The sequence below is a fragment of the Affinirhizobium straminoryzae genome (assembly GCF_007004135.1).
In the GTDB taxonomy this organism is placed as follows: domain Bacteria; phylum Pseudomonadota; class Alphaproteobacteria; order Rhizobiales; family Rhizobiaceae; genus Neorhizobium; species Neorhizobium straminoryzae.
This window is the reverse complement of sequence record NZ_VJMG01000012.1, coordinates 1-20,225: the sequence shown is the minus strand read 5'-3', so window position 1 is coordinate 20,225 and position 20,225 is coordinate 1. Positions and strand designations below refer to the sequence as shown.

Genomic DNA, 20,225 nt, shown 5'->3' with positions numbered 1-20,225 from the left:
GGAGGGGTTGGGGAGGGGTCTTTGGGTGAAATCAACAATGAATGCTGTCGCACCGATGACCATCACCAAGCCGCTGGCCGATCAGGCGCCCGTTCTGGAAATGCGCGGCATCAGCCAGATCTTTCCGGGCGTGAAGGCGCTCGACCGTGTGTCGATCAGCCTCTATCCGGGCGAGGTCACGGCGCTGATCGGCGAAAACGGTGCCGGCAAGTCGACGCTCGTCAAGATCCTGACCGGGATCTACCGGCCGAGCGAGGGCGAGATCCTGCTCGACGGGCAGCCGGTGCAGTTTTCGAGCGCCCAGGCCGCCATCGATGCGGGTGTCACGGCGATCCATCAGGAAACCGTGCTGTTCGACGAACTGAGTGTCGGCGAAAACGTCTTCCTCGGCCATGCGCCGCGCACCCGGTTCGGCACCATCGACTGGCGCACCATCAATACCCGTTCGCGCGAACTGCTGCGCCAGCTGGAGAGCGAGATCGATCCGACGATCCGGCTGAAGGATCTCTCGATCGCGCAACGCCATCTGGTGGCGATCGCCCGCGCACTCTCCGTCGAAGCCCGCATCGTCATCATGGACGAGCCGACGGCCGCGCTGTCGCGCAAGGAGATCGACGATCTCTTCCGCATCGTCGAAGGCCTGAAGCGGCAGGGCAAGGCCATCCTGTTCATCAGCCACAAATTCGATGAACTCTATGAGATTGCCGAGAATTTCGCCGTCTTCCGCGATGGCAAGGCCATCGGCCACGGTCGCCTGAAGGACACGCCGCAGGCAGAGATCGTGCGCATGATGGTCGGCCGCGACGTGCATGAGGTCTTCCCGAAGACCCGCGTGGAAATCGGCGAGACAGTGCTCTCGGTCGAGGGCTACAGCCACCCGACCGAATTCCGCGACATCTCCTTTGCGCTGAAGCGCGGCGAGATCCTCGGCATCTACGGTCTGATCGGGGCCGGACGCTCCGAGCTTTGCCAGTCGCTGTTCGGCATCACCCGCCCCTCGTCCGGCCGGCTCACGCTGAATGGCGCGCCCGTCGAGATCCGTTCGGCGCGCGATGCAATTGCCGCCGGCCTCGTCTATGTGCCGGAAGAGCGCGGCCGGCACGGGCTTGCCCTTCCCATGCCGATCTACCAGAACATGTCCCTGCCTTCGCTGACGAAAACCTCGCGCTCCGGCTTCCTGAAGGCGGCCAACGAGCTGAAGCTTGCCCGGCAATATGCGGAGCGGCTCGATCTGCGCGCCGCCGCACTCTCGGTGCCGGTCGGCACGCTCTCCGGCGGCAACCAGCAGAAGGTGGTGATCGGCAAGTGGCTCGCCACCCAGCCGAAGGTGATCATCCTCGACGAGCCGACCAAGGGCATCGACATCGGCTCGAAGGCCGCCGTGCACGGCTTCATTTCCGAACTTGCCTCCCAGGGCCTGTCCATCATCATGGTCTCGTCCGAACTGCCGGAAATCCTCGGCATGTCGGACCGGATCATGGTGATGCGCGAGGGGCTGATGGCAGGCCTTTACGACCGGTCGGAGGCCACGGCGGAAACGCTGGTGCGCGCCGCCACCGGCAATGCGTGAGTGCGCTTCATGACGAAACTGCTGAAAAGCCGCGAACTGCTTCTCTCCGGCATCATCATCCTGATGATCGCGGGGTTTGCCACCCGCGCGGAAGGCTTTGCCGAACCGGGCAATCTTGCCAACATCTTCAATGACACCTCGATCCTGATCATGCTGGCGCTCGCCCAGATGACGGTGATCCTGACGAAATCGATCGATCTTTCGGTCGCTGCCAACCTTGCCTTCACCGGCATGGCGGTCGCCATGACCAATGCGGCCTTTCCCGATCTGCCGCTCGTCGCGCTGATCGTCATGGCGCTCGGCATCGGCGCCTTTCTCGGATCGATCAACGGCTTTCTCGTCTGGGTGCTGCAGATCCCGCCGATCGTCGTCACGCTTGGCACGCTCACCATCTATCGCGGCATGGCCTTCGTGCTGTCGGGCGGCAGCTGGGTGAATGCGCATCAGATGACGCCGACCTTCCTCAACGTGCCGCGCACCGTGCTGCTCGGCCTGCCCGTGCTCTCCTGGGTCGCGATCCTCGTCGTCATCGGCATGGGCTTCCTGCTGACGCGCACGCCCTTCGGCCGCTCGGCCTATGCCTCCGGCGGCAATCCCGTCGCCGCCGTCTATGCCGGCATCGATATCGGCCGCACGCGCTTCTTCGCCTTCGTGCTATCGGGCGCCATGGCGGGGCTTTGCAGCTATCTCTGGGTGTCGCGCTATGCGGTGGCCTATGTTGATATCGCCAACGGCTTCGAACTCGATAGCGTCGCGGCCTGTGTGATCGGCGGCATCTCGATTGCCGGCGGCATCGGTTCCGTCGCCGGCGCCCTGCTCGGCTCGCTGTTCCTCGGCGTCATCAAGAATGCGTTGCCGGTGATCGGCATCTCGCCCTTCGCCCAGATGGCGATCTCCGGCATCGTCATCATTCTCGCCGTCGTCTTCAATGCCCGTGCCGAGGCGAAGAAGGGCCGCATCATCCTGCGCGACCGCGCCAGTGCCGAGGTGACCGCATGAGCCAGACCCATTCCACCCACGAGCCGGCCGCGCCGCGCCGCGCCATTCCCGACCGTCTCGGCACCCCCGTCAGCCGCGTGCTCGCCAGCTGGGAAGTGCTGCTGTTCGGCGTCGCCGTGGTGATCTTCATCGCCAATTCGCTCGCCTCGCCCTATTTCCTCGATGCGTGGAACCTGTCGGATGCCACCTTCAATTTCACCGAAAAGGCGATGATCGCCTTTGCCATGGCGCTCTTGATCATCGCCGGCGAAATCGACCTGTCGGTCGCCGCGATCATCGCGCTCGCCTCGACAGCCATGGGGGCGGCGGCGCAGATCGGTGTCGGCACGCCGGGACTGGTTCTGATCGGCATCGGCACAGGCCTGGCTTGCGGCGCCTTCAACGGCATGCTTGTCTCCGTGCTGAAACTGCCCTCCATTGTCGTCACCATCGGCACCATGAGCCTGTTCCGCGGCATTTCCTACATCGTGCTGGGCGACAAGGCCTATGGCGGTTACCCGGACGGCTTTGCCTATTTCGGGCAGGGTTATCTGGTCTGGGTGTTTTCCTTCGAGTTCGGCCTTTTCCTGCTCACCGCCGCCGTGTTTGCCGTTCTGCTGCATGCCACCAATTTCGGCCGTCAGGTCTTCGTCATCGGCAACAACGAGTTCGCCGCGCGCTTTTCCGGCGTGCCGGTGGAGCGGGTGAAGTTCATCCTGTTTCTGCTGACCGGCTTGATGAGCGGCATCGCGGCCGTCTGCCTCACCTCGCGCCTCGGCTCGACGCGCCCCTCCATCGCGCAAGGCTGGGAGCTGGAGGTCGTCACCATGGTGGTTCTCGGTGGCGTTTCGATCCTGGGCGGCGCCGGCACGATCGCTGGCGTGGTGATCGCCGCCTTCGTCATGGGCCTCGTCACCTTCGGGCTGGGTCTCCTCAACGTGCCCGGCATCGTGATGTCGATCTTCGTCGGTCTCCTTCTTATCGTCACCATCGCGCTGCCCATCGTGGCGCGCCGCATCAAGCAGGCTTCCAGATCATGACGCTCGAACGCTACGCCTTCAAGATGAAGCTCAACCCCGGCATGGAAGACGAATACCGCAAGCGCCATGACGAGATCTGGCCGGAATTGGTCAGTCTGCTGCATGAGGCCGGCGTCAGCGACTATTCGATCCATCTCGACCGCGAGACGAACATCCTGTTCGGTCTTCTCACGCGCCCGGCCGATCACGGCATGGCAAGCCTGCCGGATCATCCGGTGATGAAGCGCTGGTGGGCGCACATGGCCGACATCATGGCGACCAATCCGGACAATTCGCCGGTTGCCGTCGATCTCGTTCCGGTCTTCCACCTGCCATGAGCACGATCAGCCGCATCGCCGTTCTCGATATCGGCAAGACCAATGCCAAGGTGCTGGTGCTCGATTGCGCGACCGGCGCGGAACTCTCCGTGCGCCGCCGGCCGAACCGCGTGCTGTCCGGCCCGCTTTACCCGCACTACGATATCGAGGCGCTCTGGGCCTTCTTCCGCGAGGCGCTTGCGGCCCTTTATGCCGAGACCGGCTTCGATGCGATCTCGATCACCACGCATGGCGCCTCCGGCGTTCTTCTCGATGCGGAGGGCGGGCTGGCCCTGCCGGTGCTGGACTACGAGCACACCTATTCCGCCGAGATCCGCGCGGCTTACGCATCGCTCCGGCCGCCCTTTGCGGAAACCTTCTCGCCGGCGCTTTCCGGCGGCCTCAATCTCGGGGCGCAGATCCATTATCAGAAGACGGTGTTTGCGGATGCCTTTGCGCGCGTCCGCACCATCCTCACCTATCCGCAATACTGGGCGTTCCGGCTGACCGGCATTGCCGCCAACGAGGTGACCTCGCTCGGCTGCCACACGGATCTGTGGCAGCCGGCAACGGGCACCTTCTCCTCGCTGCTCGACCGGCTCGGCATCCGCGAGAAGATGGCGCCGGTGCGTTCTGCCTTCGATGCGCTGGGGCCGGTTCTTCCGGCACTTGCGGCTGAACTCGGGCTCGCACGCCCGGTGCCGGTCTATTGCGGCATCCACGATTCCAATGCCTCGCTGCTGCCGCATCTGGTCGGCCGCGACGCCCCTTTCGCGGTCGTCTCCACCGGCACCTGGGTCATCAGTTTCGGGGTCGGCGGCGATCTGCAGCACCTCGATCCTGCCCGCGATACGCTTGCCAATGTCGATGCCTATGGCCGCGCCGTGCCCTCTTCCCGCTTCATGGGCGGCCGCGAATTCGAGATGCTGGCGGCCGAACTCGGTCCTTATCCGGCTGACGAGATGAGGCCCGCGCTCGCGGAGGCGGTTCGTGACGGTGTGATGCTGCTGCCGAACGTGGCGGAGGGGTCCGGTCCCTTTCCGGGGCGTGCACGGACATGGCTGAATGCCGAAGGCTGTGACACGCGCCTGCGCTGGGCGGCGGCAACCCTCTATCTCGCGCTCATGACCGAGGCCTGCCTCGATCTGATCGGCGCCGACGGTCCGGCGCTGGTCGAGGGTCCCTTTGCCGCCAACCCGGCCTATCTCGCAACGCTTTCGGCCCTTCTTGTCGCGCGCGGGGACCGCCCGGTGCTGGCTCTGTCAGGCTCTACCGGAACGGCGCATGGCGCAGCCCTTCTGGCCGGCACGCGGCCGGCGCAGGAGCCCGCAGACCCCGTTCGGCCCCTTGCCGTCGAGGGGCTGGAAGCCTATCGCAGCACCTGGCGCGCCCGTCTCACCTGAGACTTTCGATCGTCTGGCTCCTTGGGGCAGATCATCGGTCGAATGCCGTCCGCGCGGCTTTTGATCGGCCGCGCTGACGAGGCAAGCAGGGGCGCTTCAGCCGAGCGCGACGGAAAAGCTGGCCTGCGTCTTGGCGTGGATCTCGTCCACGGTGACGTCCGGGGCGAGCTCCACCAGAACCAGGCTTTCCTCGCCGCGCCGGGCAAGGGTGAAGACGCCGAGATCGGTGATCAGCAGGTCGGCCACGCGCTGGCCGGTCAGCGGCAGGGTGCAGCGTGTCAGAAGCTTCGGCTCGCCGCGCGCTTCATGCTCCATCACCACCACCACGCGCTTGACGCCGGCGACGAGATCCATGGCGCCGCCCATGCCCTTCACCATCTTGCCGGGAATCATCCAGTTGGCGAGATCGCCATTCTGGGCCACCTGCATGGCGCCGAGGATGGACAGGTCCACATGGCCGCCGCGAATCATCGCGAAGCTTTCGGCGCTGGAAAAGAAGCTGCTGCCGGGAAGCTGGGTGATCGTCTGCTTGCCGGCATTGATCAGGTCGGCATCCTCCTCGCCCTCGAAGGGGAAGGGACCCATGCCCAGCATGCCGTTCTCGCTCTGCAGCGTCACATGCATGCCGTCGGGAATATAATTGGCCACCAGCGTCGGAATGCCGATGCCGAGATTGACGTAGAAACCGTCCTGCAGTTCGCGGGCCGCGCGGGCGGCCATCTGTTCGCGTGTCCAGGCCATCAGTGTGCTCCTTCCACGGCAGCCGTGCGCGGCCGCACGGTGCGCTGCTCGATACGCTTGACGGTGTCGGCCACCTCGATGATGCGCGAGACGAAGATGCCGGGCGTGTGGATGTGGTCGGGATCGATCGTGCCCGGCTCCACCAGCTTTTCCACCTCCACCACCGTCACATGGGCGGCGGTCGCCATCATCGGATTGAAGTTGCGCGCCGTCTTGCGGAACACGAGATTGCCTTCGGTATCGCCGCGATAGGCATGCACCAGCGCGAGATCGGCAAACAGCGAATGCTCCATCACATAGGTGTCGTCGCCGAACTGGCGCAGTTCCTTGCCCTCCGCCACCTGGGTGCCGACGCCGGTCTTGGTGAAGAAGGCGGGAATGCCCGCACCGCCGGCGCGGATGCGCTCGGCAAGCGTGCCCTGCGGGTTGAACTCGATCTCCAGTTCGCCGGACAGGTACTGCTTGGCGAAGGTTGCGTTCTCGCCGACATAGGACGAGATCATCTTGCGGATCTGCCGCGTCTCCAGCAGGCGGCCGAGGCCGAGGCCATCGATGCCGGCATTGTTGGAGATCACCGTCAGGCCCTTGACGCCGGAGAGACGCACCGCCTCGATCAGCGTTTCGGGAATGCCGCACAGGCCGAAGCCGCCGGCCATGATGGTCATGTCGTCCTTCAGCAGCCCGGCCAGGGCTGAGGACGCATCGTCGTACACCTTTCGCATGAAGTTGCTCCTCCTAAGCGCATGTTCCCTGAAATCTAAGTCTTGAGATGGACCAGCCGTTAGCAGTATTTATACGGCATGGCTGAGGATCGCCCCATCACCGAAACCGCGCGCAAGGACACAAGTCCGCGATTTTCCCTGCACGAACTGCCGGTGCCGATGGTGTATGCCACCCATCGCATCATCCGCGATTGCAATGCGCCCTTTGCCGAACTGTTCGGCTACCGGCAGCCGGATCTGGTCGGCCAGAGCTTTGCCATCCTCTATCCGAAGATTTCCGATTTCATCCGCACCGGCAAGATGTGGCGCGAGCACCTGCCGGGCAGCCGCAGCTACTACGACGAGCGCATCATGATGACGCTCACCGGCCAGCGCTTCTGGTGCCAGGTCAGCGGGCGCAGCTTTCAGGACGACGACCCTTTCGCCCACGCCCTCTACTGTTTCCAGCGGCTGAACCGGCCGGTCAATGCGCACCAGCTGTCGCTGACGGGACGGCAGTACCAGATCCTGACGCTTGTCTCGCAGGGCAAGACCAATGGCGAGATTGCCGCCGAACTGAAGCTGTCCCGCCGCACGGTGGAATCGCATCGGGCCCGGCTGATGAAGATCACCGGCTCGATGAACAGCGCGCAGCTGATGTCCTGGTTCGTGCAGCAGTCCTGAGCCGGCTGAATTTCCCCGTCGATGAAACATGCCGAGGGGGATTGCCAGCGACGGATCCTTGCGCTAGCTTCATTTCAATAATCATAGGAATATCAAATAATGGACGAGAAGCAGGCTGTCGGCATGTTCGGCGCGCTGTCGCAGGAAACGCGGCTGAAGATCGTGCGCATGCTGGTGGTGGCCGGGCCGCAGGGCATGGCCGCCGGTGCGGTGGCGGAGGCGGCCGGCGTGTCCGCCTCGAACGTCTCCTTTCATCTGAAGGAGCTGGAGCGCGTCGGGCTGGTGACGGCCACCCGCGAATCCCGCTCGATCATCTACGCCGCCGCCTATGATCATCTGGCCGGCCTCATTCGCTTTCTGATGGAGGATTGCTGCGCCGGCCGCCCCGAAATCTGTCTGCCCGCGACAGCGGATGCGGGGTGCTGCCCCTCTCCCGCGGAGGCGTGATCATGTCCACATTCGAACGGTACCTCACGGTTTGGGTCTTCCTGTGCATCCTCGTCGGCGTGTCGCTGGGCTATGCACTGCCCGGCGTCTTCCACGCCATCGCAGCGCTGGAGGTTGCCAAGGTCAACCTGCCGGTTGCCGTGCTGATCTGGCTGATGATCATTCCGATGCTCATCAAGATCGATTTCGCGGCGCTCGGGCAGGTCAGCCGCCACTGGCGCGGTATCGGCATCACGCTCTTCATCAACTGGGCGATCAAGCCGTTTTCCATGGCCCTGCTCGGCTGGCTGTTCATCGGCTGGTTGTTCCGCCCGCTGCTGCCGGCGGACCAGATCGACAGCTATATCGCCGGCCTCATCATTCTCGCCGCCGCCCCCTGCACGGCCATGGTCTTCGTCTGGTCGAACCTGACGAAGGGCGAGCCGCATTTCACGCTTTCTCAAGTGGCGCTCAATGATGCGATCATGGTGGTGGCCTTTGCGCCGATCGTCGGCCTGCTGCTCGGCCTGTCGGCCATCACGGTGCCGTGGGATACGCTGATCCTCTCGGTCGTGCTCTACATCGTGCTGCCGGTCATTGCCGCACAGCTGATCCGCCGCCAGTTGCTGGCTTCCGGCGGCGAGCGGGCGCTCGAGGATCTCCTGAAGATCCTGCAGCCCGCCTCGCTGGTGGCGCTGCTGACCACGCTCGTTCTGCTCTTCGGGTTCCAGGGCGAGCAGATCATCGCGCAGCCCATGGTGATCGCGCTGCTTGCCGTGCCGATCCTGATCCAGGTCTACTTCAATTCCGGCCTCGCCTATCTGCTGAACCGCGCCACCGGCGAGGCCCATTGTGTGGCCGGTCCCTCGGCCCTCATCGGGGCGTCCAACTTCTTCGAGCTTGCGGTGGCGGCTGCCATCAGCCTGTTCGGTTTCCAGTCGGGGGCAGCGCTTGCCACTGTTGTCGGCGTGCTGATCGAAGTGCCCGTCATGCTCTCCGTCGTCTGGATCGTGAACCGCAGCAAGACCTGGTACGAAACCGGCGCCTCCGTGCGTGCCGCCGCAACCGAAACGAAAGCCTGACCCATGAACGTCACCATCTACCACAATCCCGCCTGCGGCACCTCGCGCAACACGCTGGCGCTGATCCGCCATGCGGGCATCGAACCCTCCGTGATCGAATATCTGCAGACCCCGCCCTCGCGCGACACCCTGAAGACGATGATTGCCGATGCCGGACTGTCCGTGCGCGAGGCCATCCGTGAAAAGGGCACGCCCTTTGCCGAACTCGGTCTCGACAATCCGGCTCTGACGGATGAGCAACTGCTCGACGCCATGCTCGAACACCCGATCCTGATCAACCGCCCCTTCGTGGTGACCCCGCTCGGCACACGGCTGTCGCGCCCGTCCGAACGGGTGCTGGAGATCCTGCCGGAGACGTTCACGGGTCCCTTCGTCAAGGAGGATGGCGAGCAGGTTCTGGATGCGGAGGGCAAGCGCCTTGGCTGATACCCCCCTTGAGGCGGGTGCCGATCTGCCAGCACTCGATGCCCGTCACCTGCGGCCGATCGATCTCGCCGCGCTGAGGCCGGCCATATCCGTACATAAGCCGCGCATCTTGATCCTCTACGGGTCGCTCCGAACGATCTCCTATAGCCGACTCCTGGCAGAGGAGGCCGGGCGGCTTCTGACCGAACTTGGCTGCGAGGTACGTTTCTTCGATCCGAAGGGCCTGCCGCTTCCCGATGCCGAACCGGTCAGCCATCCGAAGGTGCAGGAACTCCGCGACTTGTCGCAGTGGTCCGAGGGGCAGGTCTGGGTGAGCCCCGAACGCCATGGCGCCATGACCGGCATCATGAAAGCGCAGATCGACTGGATTCCGCTGTCCGTCGGCGCGATCCGCCCCACCCAGGGCAAGACGCTGGCCGTCATGCAGGTCTCCGGTGGCTCGCAATCCTTCAACGCCGTCAACCAGATGCGTGTGCTCGGCCGCTGGATGCGGATGATCACCATTCCGAACCAGTCCTCCGTCGCCAAGGCCTTTCAGGAGTTCGATGAGAACGGCCGCATGAAGCCCTCCTCCTATTACGAGCGGGTGGTGGATGTCTGCGAGGAACTGGTGAAGTTCACACTTCTGACGCGCGATGCCTCGGCCTACTTGACCGACCGGTACAGCGAGCGCAAGGAAACGGCTGATAAACTCGAAGCCCGCACGCAGCTGAAATCCCTATGACATCCCGTCCGCCGGTCGCCGCCATCCTCTCGCTGGGGCTGACCCAGATCATCGGTTACGGCACCCTCTATTACAGCTTCAGCATCCTCGCGCCCGACATGGCGCGGGATTTCGGCTGGAGCATCGACTGGGTGTTCGGTCTCCTTTCCGCCTCGCTGTTCCTGTCGGGGCTGGTGGCACCCTTCGCCGGCCGGCTGATGGACCGTTTCGGGGCTGGCCGCGTCATGGCCTTCGGCTCGCTGGCAGCGGCGCTGTCGCTGGTCATCTCAGCCACCGCGCCTCATCGCGGCGTCTTCATGGCCGGTCTCCTGCTGACCGAACTCTCCTCCAATCTCGTCCAGTATGGTGCCGCCTTTGCGCTTCTGGTGGAAATCCGCCCGCGCGAGGCCAAGCGCAGCATCACCTATCTCACGCTGATTGCCGGTTTCGCCTCCACCATCTTCTGGCCAATCACCACGTTTCTGCACACGCATCTCTCCTGGCAGCAGGTCTATCTCGTGTTTGCGGGCCTCAACCTCGTCCTCTGCCTGCCGCTTCATGCCTGGCTCAGCCTTTATGGCCGCGGCGGACGCCGTGCACCGGAGACCGTATCCGACGGCGGGCAGGCCGTCCTCGGGCTTCTGCCCTACGCGTCCCGCCCGCAGGGATTCCGGTTGATGCTCATCGGCATGGGGCTGCTCTCCTTCGTCAATGCAGCCCTTCTGTTTCACATGGTGCCGGTGCTGACGGGGCTCGGGCTTGGTACGACGGCGGTTCTCGTCGCCACCCTGTTCGGGCCGGCGCAAGTGCTGAGCCGCTTCACCAACATGATCTTCGGCAAGAACCTCGGTGCGCTGCAGCTTGCCGTGCTGACAGCGGTCTTCGCGCCGCTTGGCATCCTGGTGCTGACATTGACCCATCCCTTCGTGCCGGGTGCCATGGTATTCGCCGTCATCTTCGGCTTCGGCTCAGGGCTCTCCAGCATCATTTTCGGCACCCTGCCCCTCACCCTGTTCGGCAGCGAGGGCTACGGCGCCCGCCAGGGGCAGATCACGTTGGTGCGGTTGGCTGCCTCCGCGATCTCTCCCTTCGGTCTGGCCGTTGTCATGGAACGTAGCGGTCCTGACATGGTGCTCTGGTCCCTGATCGGTCTTGGCCTTGTGGCGCTTGCCTTTTTCGCGGCGCTGGCGCGGCTCGGACGTCTAGCGCTCCAGCCGGCCTGAGACGGCATGGACGCTGCTCGGTCCGCCGCCGGTCAGCCGTGCCGGTCGCGCCAGGCGGCTTGCGCGCCGGCGACGGGAAGGGCCGTCGCCTCATACACCCCGCGCGCCGTGGCGCGGGCAAAGGTCAGTGTGGCCAGATGGCAGAGTTCCATGAAATCGAACGGTTCATCGAGGGCGATCCTTCCGGTCGCCGCGGCAAAGACCGTATCGCCATCGGCCGGCAGATGGGCGGGAAGAACCGCGCGCGCCAGCCCGTCCTGCGCCATGATGGAGAGGCGATGGGCCTGCGCCTTGGTGAGGACGGCATCCGTCACCACCAGCCCGATGGTCGTCGCCTTCAGGTTCACGCCTTTCAATCGAAGCGATGTATCGCTGGCGGTGAATTGCTGAGGTAAACCAAGGCCGCCGAATTCGCCTTCTACCTCGAAGGGGGCCGCCCAGAAATTCGGGCCATCGCCCACCGTGGCCGCGCCCAGCGCATTGACCGCCACCAGCGCTGCCACCCGATGGCCTTTTGACGAGACGGCGCTTGCCGAGCCGAGGCCGCCCTTCGCGGTGGCCGTGGTCGCGCCCGTGCCGGCGCCGACGGTTCCGAGCGAAAATTTGCCTCTGGCAGCCGCCTTGAACGCTTCGTACCCCATGTCGCGATAGGGCGAATGCAGGCCCCAGTCCTTGTTGCCGCCGTTCAGGAGATCCATCAGGATCGCCTGCGGCACGATCGGCACCCGTGTCGAACCCACCTGCAAGCCACGTCCGATCTCGCGCAGCCCCGCCTGCACCCCGCCCGCCGCATCAAGCCCGAAGGCCGAGCCGCCGGACAGCACCAGCGCATCGACCTTTTCCACCGTCATCGCCGGATCGAGAAGGGCCGTATCCCGCCCGCCCGGCGCGCCCCCCAGAACGCTGCCGGAGGCGATGGCCGGCTCATCGAACACCACCACGGTGACACCGGAGCCCAGCGCCAGATCCGTCGCATGGCCGACGCTGACACCGTCGATATCGGTCAGAAGGTTCAGGCGATGGGTCATGGGCGTGGTCCCTGGGCGATGGCGATTCGGGGATGAGACTATCGTGACACGATGGACTTGTCCCGAATCGGAAGGGCGACACCCCGGAGGCGCCGCCCGAGTGTTCCCTCACCCGATATCGAACTTCACGCCCTGGGCGAGCGGCAGCGTGCGGCCGTAATTCAGGGTGTTGGTCGCGCGGCGCATGTAGGCCTTCCAGCTGTCCGAGCCGGATTCGCGGCCGCCGCCGGTTTCCTTTTCGCCGCCGAACGCTCCGCCGATCTCGGCGCCGGAGGGACCGATATTGACGTTGGCGATACCGCAATCGGAGCCGCGGGCGGAGATGAAGGTTTCGGCTTCCCGCATGTCATTGGTGAAGATCGAGGAGGAGAGGCCCTGCGGCACGCCGTTGTGCAGGTCCAGCACCGCGTCGAAATCGGAGTAGCGCATCACGTAGAGGATCGGCGCAAAGGTTTCGTCTACCACCGGCCCGCATTGCGAGGGCATTTCAACGATCGCCGGGCGGACATAATAGGCATCCGCCGCCGCATCCGAGAGCACGCGCTCGCCGCCGGTCACCGAACCGCCTTCTGCCTTTGCCGCCTCCAGCGCCGCCTGCATGCGCTCGAACGACGCCTTGTCGATCAGCGGTCCCACCAGATTGCCGTCCACCATCGGATTGCCGATGGTGACGGACTGGTAGGCCTTCTGGAGGCGCGGCACGAGGCTGTCATAGACGCTGTCATGTACGAAGAGGCGGCGCAGCGTGGTGCAGCGCTGGCCGGCCGTGCCCATGGCCGCAAAGGCGACGCCGCGCAGCGTCAGATCGAGATCGGCGGTCGGCGTGACGATCGCCGCATTGTTGCCGCCGAGTTCGAGAATGGCGCGGGCAAAGCGCTTCGCCAGCCGCGGTCCGACGGCGCGGCCCATGGCGGTCGAACCGGTGGCCGAGACCAGCGGCACCTTCGGGTGATCGACCAGGACTTCGCCGATCTCGCGGCCGCCGATGATCAGCGTCGAAAGGTTGTCCGGCGCCGTACCGCCCTCGGCGACGTAGCGCTTCACGGCCTTTTCGAAGATCGCCTGGGTGGCGAGCGCTGTCAGCGGCGTCTTTTCCGACGGCTTCCAGACGGTGGCATTACCGCAGACGAGTGCGAGTGCCGCATTCCACGACCAGACGGCAACCGGAAAGTTGAAGGCGGAGATGATGCCGACGACGCCGAGCGGATGCCAGGTTTCCATCATCCGGTGGTCGGCACGTTCGGTGGCGATCGTCAGACCGTAGAGCTGGCGGGAGAGGCCGACGGCGAAATCGCAGATGTCGATCATTTCCTGGACCTCGCCGAGGCCCTCGGAGGTGATCTTGCCGACCTCGATGGAAACGAGACGGCCGAGATCGGCCTTGGCGGCCCGCAACTCCTCGCCAAGCAGGCGGATCAGTTCGCCACGCTTCGGGGCGGGAACGTTGCGCCAGGCGAGAAAGGCCTGATGCGCCGCATCGATGGCAGCCGCCGTGGCTTCGGCGGAGAGTTCGGCAACCTTGCCGATTTCCGTGCCGGTGATCGGCGAGCGGACGGACAGCGTGCCGCCCTGGACGGCAGCGGCATCCACGCCGAGGCGGGAGAGAAGGGCATCCGCTTCCGCGGCAAGATTCAGGGTGGCAAGCGTCATGAGGATCTCTCTCGTCTTTCTCGTGTGGGCGTTGTCCGGTGGCTTCGTCGGGCGGGGCGTCAGAACCGGTCGCCAGCCAGATGGGCGATCTGCGCGCCCGCTTCGTAATAGGCTTCCTTCAGCGGGCGGAATGCTGGCTCTTCCGGCAGGGTCAGCGGCAGCGGCAGGTCGGCCTCCGCCATTTCGCCCGTCACATGCGCGGCCAGCACCTTGCCGAACACGGTTCCCGGCGCAATACCGCGTCCGTTATAGCCGGAAAAGCCGATGACGCGACGGGCAAAGCGGTGGAAGCGCGGCAGCGCATTATCGGTCATGCCGATCTGGCCGTACCATTCGGCCTCGAACTCGATATCGCCCAGTTGCGGGAAGATCTTCTTCAGCGCCCGGCGGGCCCAGCTCTTGTGGATCGCCGCGCCTGTGCCGCGTAGCGCACCCACGGAGCCGAACACCAGCCTGCCCTTCGCATCCATGCGGAAGGAAGAGAGGATCTCCTTGGTGTCCCAGCAGCCTTCGCGCTCCGGCAGGATGGAGCGCTTGAGATTGTCGGAAAGCGGCGTGGTGGCGAGGTTGAAATAGGGCAGGTAGACCTGCTCGCGGCGTACCGTCTCGAAGGGGCCGGTGGAATAGGCATCGGTCGCGACGATCACCCAGTCGGCCGTCACGCTGCCGCCGCCGGTGGAAATCACGTGGCGGCCCTGGCGTTCCTGCCAGGCAAGGGCCGGCGTGCCGGTATAAAGGATCGCGCCCGCCTTCACCGCCGCTTGCGCCAGGCCGCGGGCATAGGCCAGTGGCTGCAAGGTTCCGGCGCGCCGGTCGAGCAGGGCGCCGCGATAGGCGCGCGTGCCGATCCGCCGTTCGGTTTCGGTTGCGCCGAGAACCTCGACATCTGCGCCGCGCTTTTGCCACTGGCGGGCGCGTTCCTCGATCTCGGAAAACCCCTTGTCACCGACCGCGCAATGCAGCGTGCCGGTGCGCGTCAGCTCGCACTCGATGCCGTGTCTGTCGATCAGGCCCATCACCACCTGCGGGCCATTGCCGAGCAGGGTCAGTAGGCGCTCGCCATGCACCGCGCCGAGTTCTCCCGGCAGGTCGTCGGGCATCACCCACATACCGGCATTGATCAGGCCGACATTGCGGCCGGCACCGCCGAAGCCGATCGCCTTCGCCTCCAGCAGGATCACCGAACGCCCGGCTTCCGCCAGATGCAGCGCCGCCGACAGGCCCGTATAGCCGCCACCGACGATGACGACCTCGCAGGAAGCGTCACCTGCAAGCGGCGCGGTGACTGGCGCGGGCGGTGCCGTCTTTTCCCAGAGACCGTGGGAGCGGGGATCGTTGAACATGGCACGATATCCGGATGCGGGAGAGATGGTGAAAACTTTACAGGCGGCGCGAAACGGCGGATAGCGAATTCTTCTCAACAGTTCATTCTTGGAAGGAATGATCCCGCCATGCTGCCGCCGCGTCGCTTCCTGCCTTCGCTCTCGCTTCTGTCGGCCTTCGAGGCGGCGGCGCGCACCGGCAGCGTCACCGCCGCCGCGCAGGAACTCGGCCTCACGCAAAGCGCGGTGAGCCGGCAGATCGCGGCGCTGGAAAAGCAGCTCGGTGTGGTGCTGTTCCTGCGCGAGCGCCAGACGATCCGGCTGACACTGGCCGGCGATACCTATGCCCGCGAGGTGCGCGAGGCGCTGCGGCGCATTTCCTCGGCTTCGCTCAATTTGCGCGCCAATCCGGCCGGCGGCACGCTGAACCTTGCCATCCTGCCCTTCTTCGGCAACCGGTGGCTTGCACCGCGCCTGCCGCGCTTTCACAGGGCGCATCCCGGCATCACGGTGAACCTCATCACCCGGCTTGAACCCTTCGAATTCCGGTTCGACACGCTGGATGCGGCGATCCATTTCGGTACGGCGCGCTGGCCGGGTGCGGCGCTGACCTTCCTGATGCAGGAGGAGACGGTGCCGGTCGGCAGCCCGACACTGATCGCGGATCTGGCCATCAAGACGCCTGCGGATCTGCTCGCCGCGCCGCTCCTGCACCTCAACACCCGGCCGGATGCCTGGGAAGGCTGGTTCAGCGCCCGCGCCGTTGCCTTCGATGCCCTGCACGGCATGCTGTTCGACCAGTTCTCGACGATGGTGGAGGCGGCATCCGCCGGGCTTGGCGTGGCGCTTCTGCCGCGCTTCCTGATCGCGCGCGAAGTGGGGGCCGGCCAGCTGGTGCCGGCGGTCGACAACGGCGAGATCGTCAGCGGCGACTATTTTCTTGCCTGCCCGCCGGAGCGCGCCTCCTATCCGCCGCTTGCCGCCTTCCGCGACTGGCTGCTGCAGGAGATCGCGTCCGGGCGGGTTGCGTGACGACGCCGCTTCGGCCAATAGTCGAGGCCATCATCAGTGCGGCCGCTGTCTCGCGGCCCCAATGCGGGAAGATGCCATGAAGCCGATTTTCGTCCAGCTGCGCTGCGCACCGGGCAAGACCTACGAGGTTGCCGATGCCATCTACAAGACGGAGCTTGTCTCGGAGCTTTATTCCACCAGCGGCGACTGGGACCTGCTTTTGAAGATCTACCTGCCGGAGGGCGAGGAGATCGGCAAGTTCGTCAACGAAAAGATCGCCTCCATCGCCGGTATCGAGCGCTCGCTGACGACGCTCACCTTCACCGCCTTCTGAGAAGGCGGGTCCAGACAGAAAGAAGCCGCCCGTGCCAAGTGGCGGGGCGGCTGTGATCTTCGGGATGGGGCGAGGGATCAGGCGACGGCCGCACGCAGCGTGGCGGCGCGATCATTGACGGCGTTCTCGCCGATCGTCTGGGCCCGTACATGGTTGCGAATGGCAAGGCGCACCTCGTCTGCCGAAGCAAAACGCTGCTCGTCGAGATCAATGACGTGGAACTTTACGGCGATGAACCTCAGCCGCCCCTGATCGGGAACGACGATGCCCACAGGCTCGCCGCCATATTCGATAACCTGCTTTTGCATGGTCATACTCCTAGTGTGGCTGTGCACGACAGCAATTCGAATTTGACTGTTCAGAACCCTGGAAGGTGAAGCGTCACATTCGACAGCATGGGGCGGAGACAGTTCCCATGCATTTCACATCATGCGCACGCCAGGGAAGGGCGGCAGTGCGGATCAGGTTCGGCATGTCACTCTCCTTGTTGGTGTTGCGCGCTTCCGGACGGCCGAGTGCCGGTCGTCTATGAGGTCGCACAATATGTGAGTCTTTCCACAACTTCAATAGCAAACCGATATAGCTAGAATTTTTTTCTGTTTGATGACAGGAGTGGGGCGCCTTTGTGAAATCTTGTTCGCAATAATACCCCTATTTTTGAGGGGGCTTAAATAAGGGTGCGTATCTTTCCGCTGCCAAATGCAAGGCATGATCAGGTTTCTGCGCTGGTTTCCGGCTCCCGGCGCGGTGCTGCAAACAGGGCACCAAGCGCCGTTACGAGCCGATCGGCGCTGGCGCGGGACAGGCAGAGCGGTGCCGTCAGCGACAGGCGGTCGGGGGTCTGCGGTCGGGCCGCGAGAATTCCATGCTGCGCCAGATGCCGTGCGAGCTCGAAAGCGGAGGGCGCTTCGGGGCCAAGAACGAGTTCGAGCGCCAGTCCGCCGCCCTCGAAGCTGAGGAGATGCGGCACGGCCTCGCAGAGGGCCCTCACCGCCGCTTCCAGAAAATCGGCGACCTCGCGGGTTGCCTCGTTTATATCCGGCTGCTCAAAGCTTGCCAGCACTGCGCAGCCGATGCGGCAGGTAACGGCATCGGCCGCGTCGAGATCGGGGTCAGCGGCATCGCCCGCGTGGCGCGCCTGCAGAACGACGGCCGCAAGCGGAGCGCCCGGCACCGGCGACCCTGTGACGACGATATCGGGCAGGACCTCCTCCGTCTCGAAACCCCATAAACGGCTGCCGAGACGGCCAAAGCCGGTGCGGCGCTCATCGGCGATCGACAGGGGGGTAGCCGGATCGGATGCCAGCCGTTCAGCCAGGTCAAGCGCGATCACCATGGCCTGGTCCTCGTCGGTCAGCGCCACGATGGTCGCCAGCCCGTCCGGCAGCAGCGAGAGCAGTGCCCGGCGAAAATCGGCATCCGCACCGGTGCCCTGCACGCCTGCCAGCGTCAGCCATTGCCGGTAGGCGGCTTCGGCCATGTCGGGATGGCCGTGGCCGACCAGGCCCGCCGCCCCGGACAGATCGATGAAGGCGCGGCCATGGCTGTCGAACACGGTGTCGCGCCAGCCGCGCGCCAGCGGTGCAGCTGCAACCTCCGGCGCATCGACATCGCGTCCCAGCACCAGCGAGGGCGACAGCGCCAGCCGCCGCCAGACCGGCGCGAGCCGGTGCGGGGCAAACAGGGGCGGCATCAGGTCCGATACGCGGCTCAGACGGATCCGCAGCCCGCCGACGGCACCCTCCGCGCCGGCCACGACACCGATCGGATCCCCGGCAAACAGAGCGGTGGCTTCGTTCAGCGGGCAGTCCAGCCCCTCCAGTTGCAGGCTGACCCCCTTGCCGGCAAGGACGATGCGGTTGTCGCCGAGATGCAGCACGCCTCCCATCGGGGCTGCCACCACCGTTCCGGCCGGCACGCAGAGATCCACATGGAGCGCGAGATTTTCTGCCTCCACCTCGCCGGGCGCCCCGCCCCGCGACAGGCGGTATTCGCCAAAACGTGTCGCGCCCATGCGACTGTCGAAGGCCACGCGCGCCAGAAGCCGCCAGTCGATTTCCGGGTCCTCCCAATTGCCCTCGGCAAACAGCGGACTTGCCACGGACAGATCCGCCAGCCGGATGGCACCGACATCGATCTGCGGCAAAAGCGGCTCGAGCGCTGCCACGGGCTCCTGCGGCCAGCCGACGGCATCCAGGATCGCTACCTCCATGAAAGCGGGGTGAACGTCACTTGCGGCGCGGAACAGACGGCGCGCCGTCTCGCGCGCCTCAAGCCCTGCCGCATCCTCCGGCGCCGCCACGGCCTGCTGTTCGGCCTCGGCGCGCAGGAAGGCGATGCGGATCAGGGTGAGAGGCCACAGCGCCTTCAGTTCCGCCTCCGTCAGCGGTAGCGCGGCATGAAAGGCGGAAAGCGCCGGCAACCCTGCGAAGGGATCGGCACCGGCTCCCGACATCAGGTCTGCCAGAAGGGCGGCGAGGGGTGCGATGATCCAGCCCTCGCCCAGCGCGCCGGCCGTGCGGAAACCGATGGGCTCCCAGCCCTGCCCGTCTCCATCTGCGATCACCAGTTCGGCCCTGGTCGGCGCATGATGCACCAGTTGCCGGCGAAGATCGGCGCCGAGCGGCTGGATCTGGCGCAGTGCCGTCACCATGCATTTCGCGACGGGATTGCGCACCTGCGGATCGCCGACGGAGCGCAGCAGCTTGACGACCAGAGGCCCCGCCTGCCGCAGGTCGAGCGGTGAGGCAAGCGGTGCGGTCGCGGACGCCTCGCCGCTCGCGGGTCCGGCTTCCTCGATCACTGCCAGCTGGCGTGTAAGTTCGGCGACGAAACGGCCAAGCCGGGCGGCGGTCGCGGACGATACGGGAAGCGGACCGCTGCTGCGGTCGGCGTCCGGCAGGGCAAGCACGCGCACCCAGGGGCCAGCCTCCCCGTCCTGTTCTGAAAGGGGCACCAGAAGCCGTTCGCTGCGGCTGCGCACGGGATGCGGCACCTGCAGAAGCGTCTGGCTGCCCGTTGCCTCCAGCGCCTCCAGGATGCCGGCCTGCCGCACCAGCGTCTCGCACAGGGTGGTATCGCCGGTGATGTCCAGCCGGTAGCTGTGCTCGGTGTCGATCACGGCGAAGGCGCCGGGCGCATCCGGAAGCGTGGTCAGCGTGCCGGAGATCCCGAACGCCTGCCAGAGCAGCGCCTCCAGTTCCGGGGCGGGCGGGCTGTCCTGCAAGGTCCCGCCTGCGTCTACTTGGCCGTGCTGTTCATGCATCTCGTCCTGCTGCCCAGGCTGACTGTCGGCCATGCGCATCTCCCCCGCCATCATGGCAGGAAGATTAGCGCGATCAGCGGGTTCGTCCATAGCCTCCAGACAGAAGAGAGTCCGGGCGAGGGGCGTGCGCCGCCTCCTTCGGCAGGCGTGCTCGCCGCTTTGTGATCGACGGCGCTCGTCTTCCTCCCCACCGCAGGCAAAACTGCGCTATGTGTCGGTAGCTGTCTTGTCCGACGGGATGATGGCAGAGATGGAGATCGGGCCGTCCGGCTGCTGCTGCGGTGCCGGGCGGATCCAGACATCCGGGAGAACTGCATGCAGCCCTTCATGCGCATGCCGGCA

General features: G+C 65.3%; 20 protein-coding genes. 13 read left to right on the top strand and 7 right to left on the bottom strand.

The annotated features are described in order from the left end of the window. The first annotated feature begins 37 nt into the window (after positions 1 to 37). The 5 genes from FNA46_RS06130 to FNA46_RS06110 are packed head-to-tail and all read left to right on the top strand — an operon-like array spanning position 38 to position 5,287. A complete protein-coding gene (locus tag FNA46_RS06130) occupies positions 38 to 1,570 on the top strand; it encodes a sugar ABC transporter ATP-binding protein (protein ID WP_143124236.1) in 1,533 nt (510 codons plus the stop codon). A gap of 9 nt (positions 1,571 to 1,579) precedes the next feature. Then, the gene (locus tag FNA46_RS06125; RefSeq protein ID WP_143124235.1) at positions 1,580 to 2,569 is read left to right on the top strand and encodes an ABC transporter permease; all 990 of its coding nucleotides are present in this window, start codon (positions 1,580 to 1,582) and stop codon (positions 2,567 to 2,569) included. Continuing rightward, a complete protein-coding gene (locus FNA46_RS06120; protein ID WP_143124234.1) occupies positions 2,566 to 3,588 on the top strand; it encodes an ABC transporter permease in 1,023 nt (340 codons plus the stop codon). Before FNA46_RS06125 ends, FNA46_RS06120 begins: the two co-directional genes overlap by 4 nt. Next, positions 3,585 to 3,905 (top strand): L-rhamnose mutarotase, encoded by a 321-nt coding sequence (rhaM, locus tag FNA46_RS06115; RefSeq protein ID WP_143124233.1) that lies wholly within the window; start codon positions 3,585 to 3,587, stop codon positions 3,903 to 3,905. Before FNA46_RS06120 ends, rhaM begins: the two co-directional genes overlap by 4 nt. Then, complete coding sequence (locus FNA46_RS06110) at positions 3,902 to 5,287, top strand: FGGY-family carbohydrate kinase (protein WP_143124232.1); 1,386 nt, start codon at positions 3,902 to 3,904, stop codon at positions 5,285 to 5,287. The genes rhaM and FNA46_RS06110 overlap by 4 nt, the downstream gene beginning before the upstream one ends. A gap of 96 nt (positions 5,288 to 5,383) precedes the next feature. Here the strand turns inward: FNA46_RS06110 and FNA46_RS06105 are convergent, their stop codons facing one another. Next, positions 5,384 to 6,028 carry a 3-oxoacid CoA-transferase subunit B gene (locus FNA46_RS06105; RefSeq protein WP_143124231.1) on the bottom strand — a complete coding sequence of 215 codons (645 nt, stop codon included), beginning with the start codon at positions 6,026 to 6,028 and terminating at the stop codon, positions 5,384 to 5,386. After that, positions 6,028 to 6,750 (bottom strand): CoA transferase subunit A, encoded by a 723-nt coding sequence (locus FNA46_RS06100; protein ID WP_143124230.1) that lies wholly within the window; start codon positions 6,748 to 6,750, stop codon positions 6,028 to 6,030. Before FNA46_RS06100 ends, FNA46_RS06105 begins: the two co-directional genes overlap by 1 nt. A 78-nt stretch (positions 6,751 to 6,828) precedes the next feature. On the opposite strand from FNA46_RS06100, the gene FNA46_RS06095 reads away from it, so the two are divergent. The 6 genes from FNA46_RS06095 (at position 6,829) to arsK (ending at position 11,273) form a co-directional block, all read left to right on the top strand. Continuing rightward, entirely contained in the window at positions 6,829 to 7,413 is a 585-nt protein-coding gene (locus FNA46_RS06095; RefSeq protein WP_143124229.1) for a PAS and helix-turn-helix domain-containing protein, read from the top strand. Between the two features lie 99 nt (positions 7,414 to 7,512). Then, positions 7,513 to 7,860: an ArsR/SmtB family transcription factor gene (locus FNA46_RS06090; protein WP_143124228.1), complete on the top strand. Its 348-nt coding sequence runs from the start codon at positions 7,513 to 7,515 to the stop codon at positions 7,858 to 7,860. Between the two features lie 2 nt (positions 7,861 to 7,862). After that, positions 7,863 to 8,921, top strand: coding sequence for an ACR3 family arsenite efflux transporter (arsB, locus tag FNA46_RS06085; protein ID WP_143124227.1), 1,059 nt, complete (start codon positions 7,863 to 7,865; stop codon positions 8,919 to 8,921). Between the two features lie 3 nt (positions 8,922 to 8,924). Further along, positions 8,925 to 9,347: an arsenate reductase (glutaredoxin) gene (arsC, locus tag FNA46_RS06080; protein WP_143124226.1), complete on the top strand. Its 423-nt coding sequence runs from the start codon at positions 8,925 to 8,927 to the stop codon at positions 9,345 to 9,347. Next, positions 9,322 to 10,071 (top strand): arsenical resistance protein ArsH, encoded by a 750-nt coding sequence (gene arsH / locus FNA46_RS06075; protein ID WP_143124225.1) that lies wholly within the window; start codon positions 9,322 to 9,324, stop codon positions 10,069 to 10,071. Before arsC ends, arsH begins: the two co-directional genes overlap by 26 nt. Further along, complete coding sequence (gene arsK / locus FNA46_RS06070) at positions 10,068 to 11,273, top strand: arsenite efflux MFS transporter ArsK (protein ID WP_143124224.1); 1,206 nt, start codon at positions 10,068 to 10,070, stop codon at positions 11,271 to 11,273. The genes arsH and arsK overlap by 4 nt, the downstream gene beginning before the upstream one ends. 32 nt (positions 11,274 to 11,305) lie before the next feature. On the opposite strand, the gene FNA46_RS06065 is transcribed toward arsK, so the two are convergent. The 3 genes from FNA46_RS06065 to FNA46_RS06055 all read right to left on the bottom strand — a co-directional run bounded on the left by FNA46_RS06065 (position 11,306) and on the right by FNA46_RS06055 (position 15,294). Next, entirely contained in the window at positions 11,306 to 12,301 is a 996-nt protein-coding gene (locus tag FNA46_RS06065; protein ID WP_143124223.1) for a P1 family peptidase, read from the bottom strand. Between the two features lie 108 nt (positions 12,302 to 12,409). After that, the gene (amaB, locus tag FNA46_RS06060) at positions 12,410 to 13,951 is read right to left on the bottom strand and encodes an L-piperidine-6-carboxylate dehydrogenase (protein ID WP_143124222.1); all 1,542 of its coding nucleotides are present in this window, start codon (positions 13,949 to 13,951) and stop codon (positions 12,410 to 12,412) included. Between the two features lie 59 nt (positions 13,952 to 14,010). Next, the gene (locus FNA46_RS06055; RefSeq protein WP_143124221.1) at positions 14,011 to 15,294 is read right to left on the bottom strand and encodes an NAD(P)/FAD-dependent oxidoreductase; all 1,284 of its coding nucleotides are present in this window, start codon (positions 15,292 to 15,294) and stop codon (positions 14,011 to 14,013) included. Between the two features lie 108 nt (positions 15,295 to 15,402). Between FNA46_RS06055 and FNA46_RS06050 the strand changes: the two genes are divergently transcribed. Both FNA46_RS06050 and FNA46_RS06045 read left to right on the top strand, forming a co-directional pair. Next, positions 15,403 to 16,305: a LysR family transcriptional regulator gene (locus FNA46_RS06050; protein WP_143124220.1), complete on the top strand. Its 903-nt coding sequence runs from the start codon at positions 15,403 to 15,405 to the stop codon at positions 16,303 to 16,305. 76 nt (positions 16,306 to 16,381) lie between these two features. Continuing rightward, positions 16,382 to 16,618 (top strand): Lrp/AsnC ligand binding domain-containing protein, encoded by a 237-nt coding sequence (locus FNA46_RS06045; protein WP_143124219.1) that lies wholly within the window; start codon positions 16,382 to 16,384, stop codon positions 16,616 to 16,618. Between the two features lie 77 nt (positions 16,619 to 16,695). Here the strand turns inward: FNA46_RS06045 and FNA46_RS06040 are convergent, their stop codons facing one another. Beyond that, a complete protein-coding gene (locus FNA46_RS06040; protein ID WP_143124218.1) occupies positions 16,696 to 16,926 on the bottom strand; it encodes a hypothetical protein in 231 nt (76 codons plus the stop codon). Between the two features lie 404 nt (positions 16,927 to 17,330). Beyond that, positions 17,331 to 19,916 carry an aminotransferase class III-fold pyridoxal phosphate-dependent enzyme gene (locus FNA46_RS06035; protein ID WP_185969746.1) on the bottom strand — a complete coding sequence of 862 codons (2,586 nt, stop codon included), beginning with the start codon at positions 19,914 to 19,916 and terminating at the stop codon, positions 17,331 to 17,333. Positions 19,917 to 20,225 lie beyond the last annotated feature (309 nt).

Coding starts and splice junctions, on each gene's coding strand:
- arsB (WP_143124227.1), top strand. CDS start 7,863: ATGTCCACATTCGAACGGTACCTCACGGTTTGGGTCTTCCTGTGCATC.
- FNA46_RS06125 (WP_143124235.1), top strand. CDS start 1,580: ATGACGAAACTGCTGAAAAGCCGCGAACTGCTTCTCTCCGGCATCATC.
- FNA46_RS06065 (WP_143124223.1), bottom strand. CDS start 12,301: ATGACCCATCGCCTGAACCTTCTGACCGATATCGACGGTGTCAGCGTC.
- FNA46_RS06100 (WP_143124230.1), bottom strand. CDS start 6,750: ATGCGAAAGGTGTACGACGATGCGTCCTCAGCCCTGGCCGGGCTGCTG.
- rhaM (WP_143124233.1), top strand. CDS start 3,585: ATGACGCTCGAACGCTACGCCTTCAAGATGAAGCTCAACCCCGGCATG.
- arsC (WP_143124226.1), top strand. CDS start 8,925: ATGAACGTCACCATCTACCACAATCCCGCCTGCGGCACCTCGCGCAAC.
- FNA46_RS06090 (WP_143124228.1), top strand. CDS start 7,513: ATGGACGAGAAGCAGGCTGTCGGCATGTTCGGCGCGCTGTCGCAGGAA.
- FNA46_RS06055 (WP_143124221.1), bottom strand. CDS start 15,294: ATGTTCAACGATCCCCGCTCCCACGGTCTCTGGGAAAAGACGGCACCG.
- amaB (WP_143124222.1), bottom strand. CDS start 13,951: ATGACGCTTGCCACCCTGAATCTTGCCGCGGAAGCGGATGCCCTTCTC.
- FNA46_RS06050 (WP_143124220.1), top strand. CDS start 15,403: ATGCTGCCGCCGCGTCGCTTCCTGCCTTCGCTCTCGCTTCTGTCGGCC.
- arsK (WP_143124224.1), top strand. CDS start 10,068: ATGACATCCCGTCCGCCGGTCGCCGCCATCCTCTCGCTGGGGCTGACC.
- FNA46_RS06110 (WP_143124232.1), top strand. CDS start 3,902: ATGAGCACGATCAGCCGCATCGCCGTTCTCGATATCGGCAAGACCAAT.
- FNA46_RS06095 (WP_143124229.1), top strand. CDS start 6,829: ATGGCTGAGGATCGCCCCATCACCGAAACCGCGCGCAAGGACACAAGT.
- arsH (WP_143124225.1), top strand. CDS start 9,322: ATGCGGAGGGCAAGCGCCTTGGCTGATACCCCCCTTGAGGCGGGTGCC.
- FNA46_RS06105 (WP_143124231.1), bottom strand. CDS start 6,028: ATGGCCTGGACACGCGAACAGATGGCCGCCCGCGCGGCCCGCGAACTG.
- FNA46_RS06130 (WP_143124236.1), top strand. CDS start 38: ATGAATGCTGTCGCACCGATGACCATCACCAAGCCGCTGGCCGATCAG.
- FNA46_RS06035 (WP_185969746.1), bottom strand. CDS start 19,916: ATGGCCGACAGTCAGCCTGGGCAGCAGGACGAGATGCATGAACAGCAC.
- FNA46_RS06045 (WP_143124219.1), top strand. CDS start 16,382: ATGAAGCCGATTTTCGTCCAGCTGCGCTGCGCACCGGGCAAGACCTAC.
- FNA46_RS06120 (WP_143124234.1), top strand. CDS start 2,566: ATGAGCCAGACCCATTCCACCCACGAGCCGGCCGCGCCGCGCCGCGCC.
- FNA46_RS06040 (WP_143124218.1), bottom strand. CDS start 16,926: ATGCAAAAGCAGGTTATCGAATATGGCGGCGAGCCTGTGGGCATCGTC.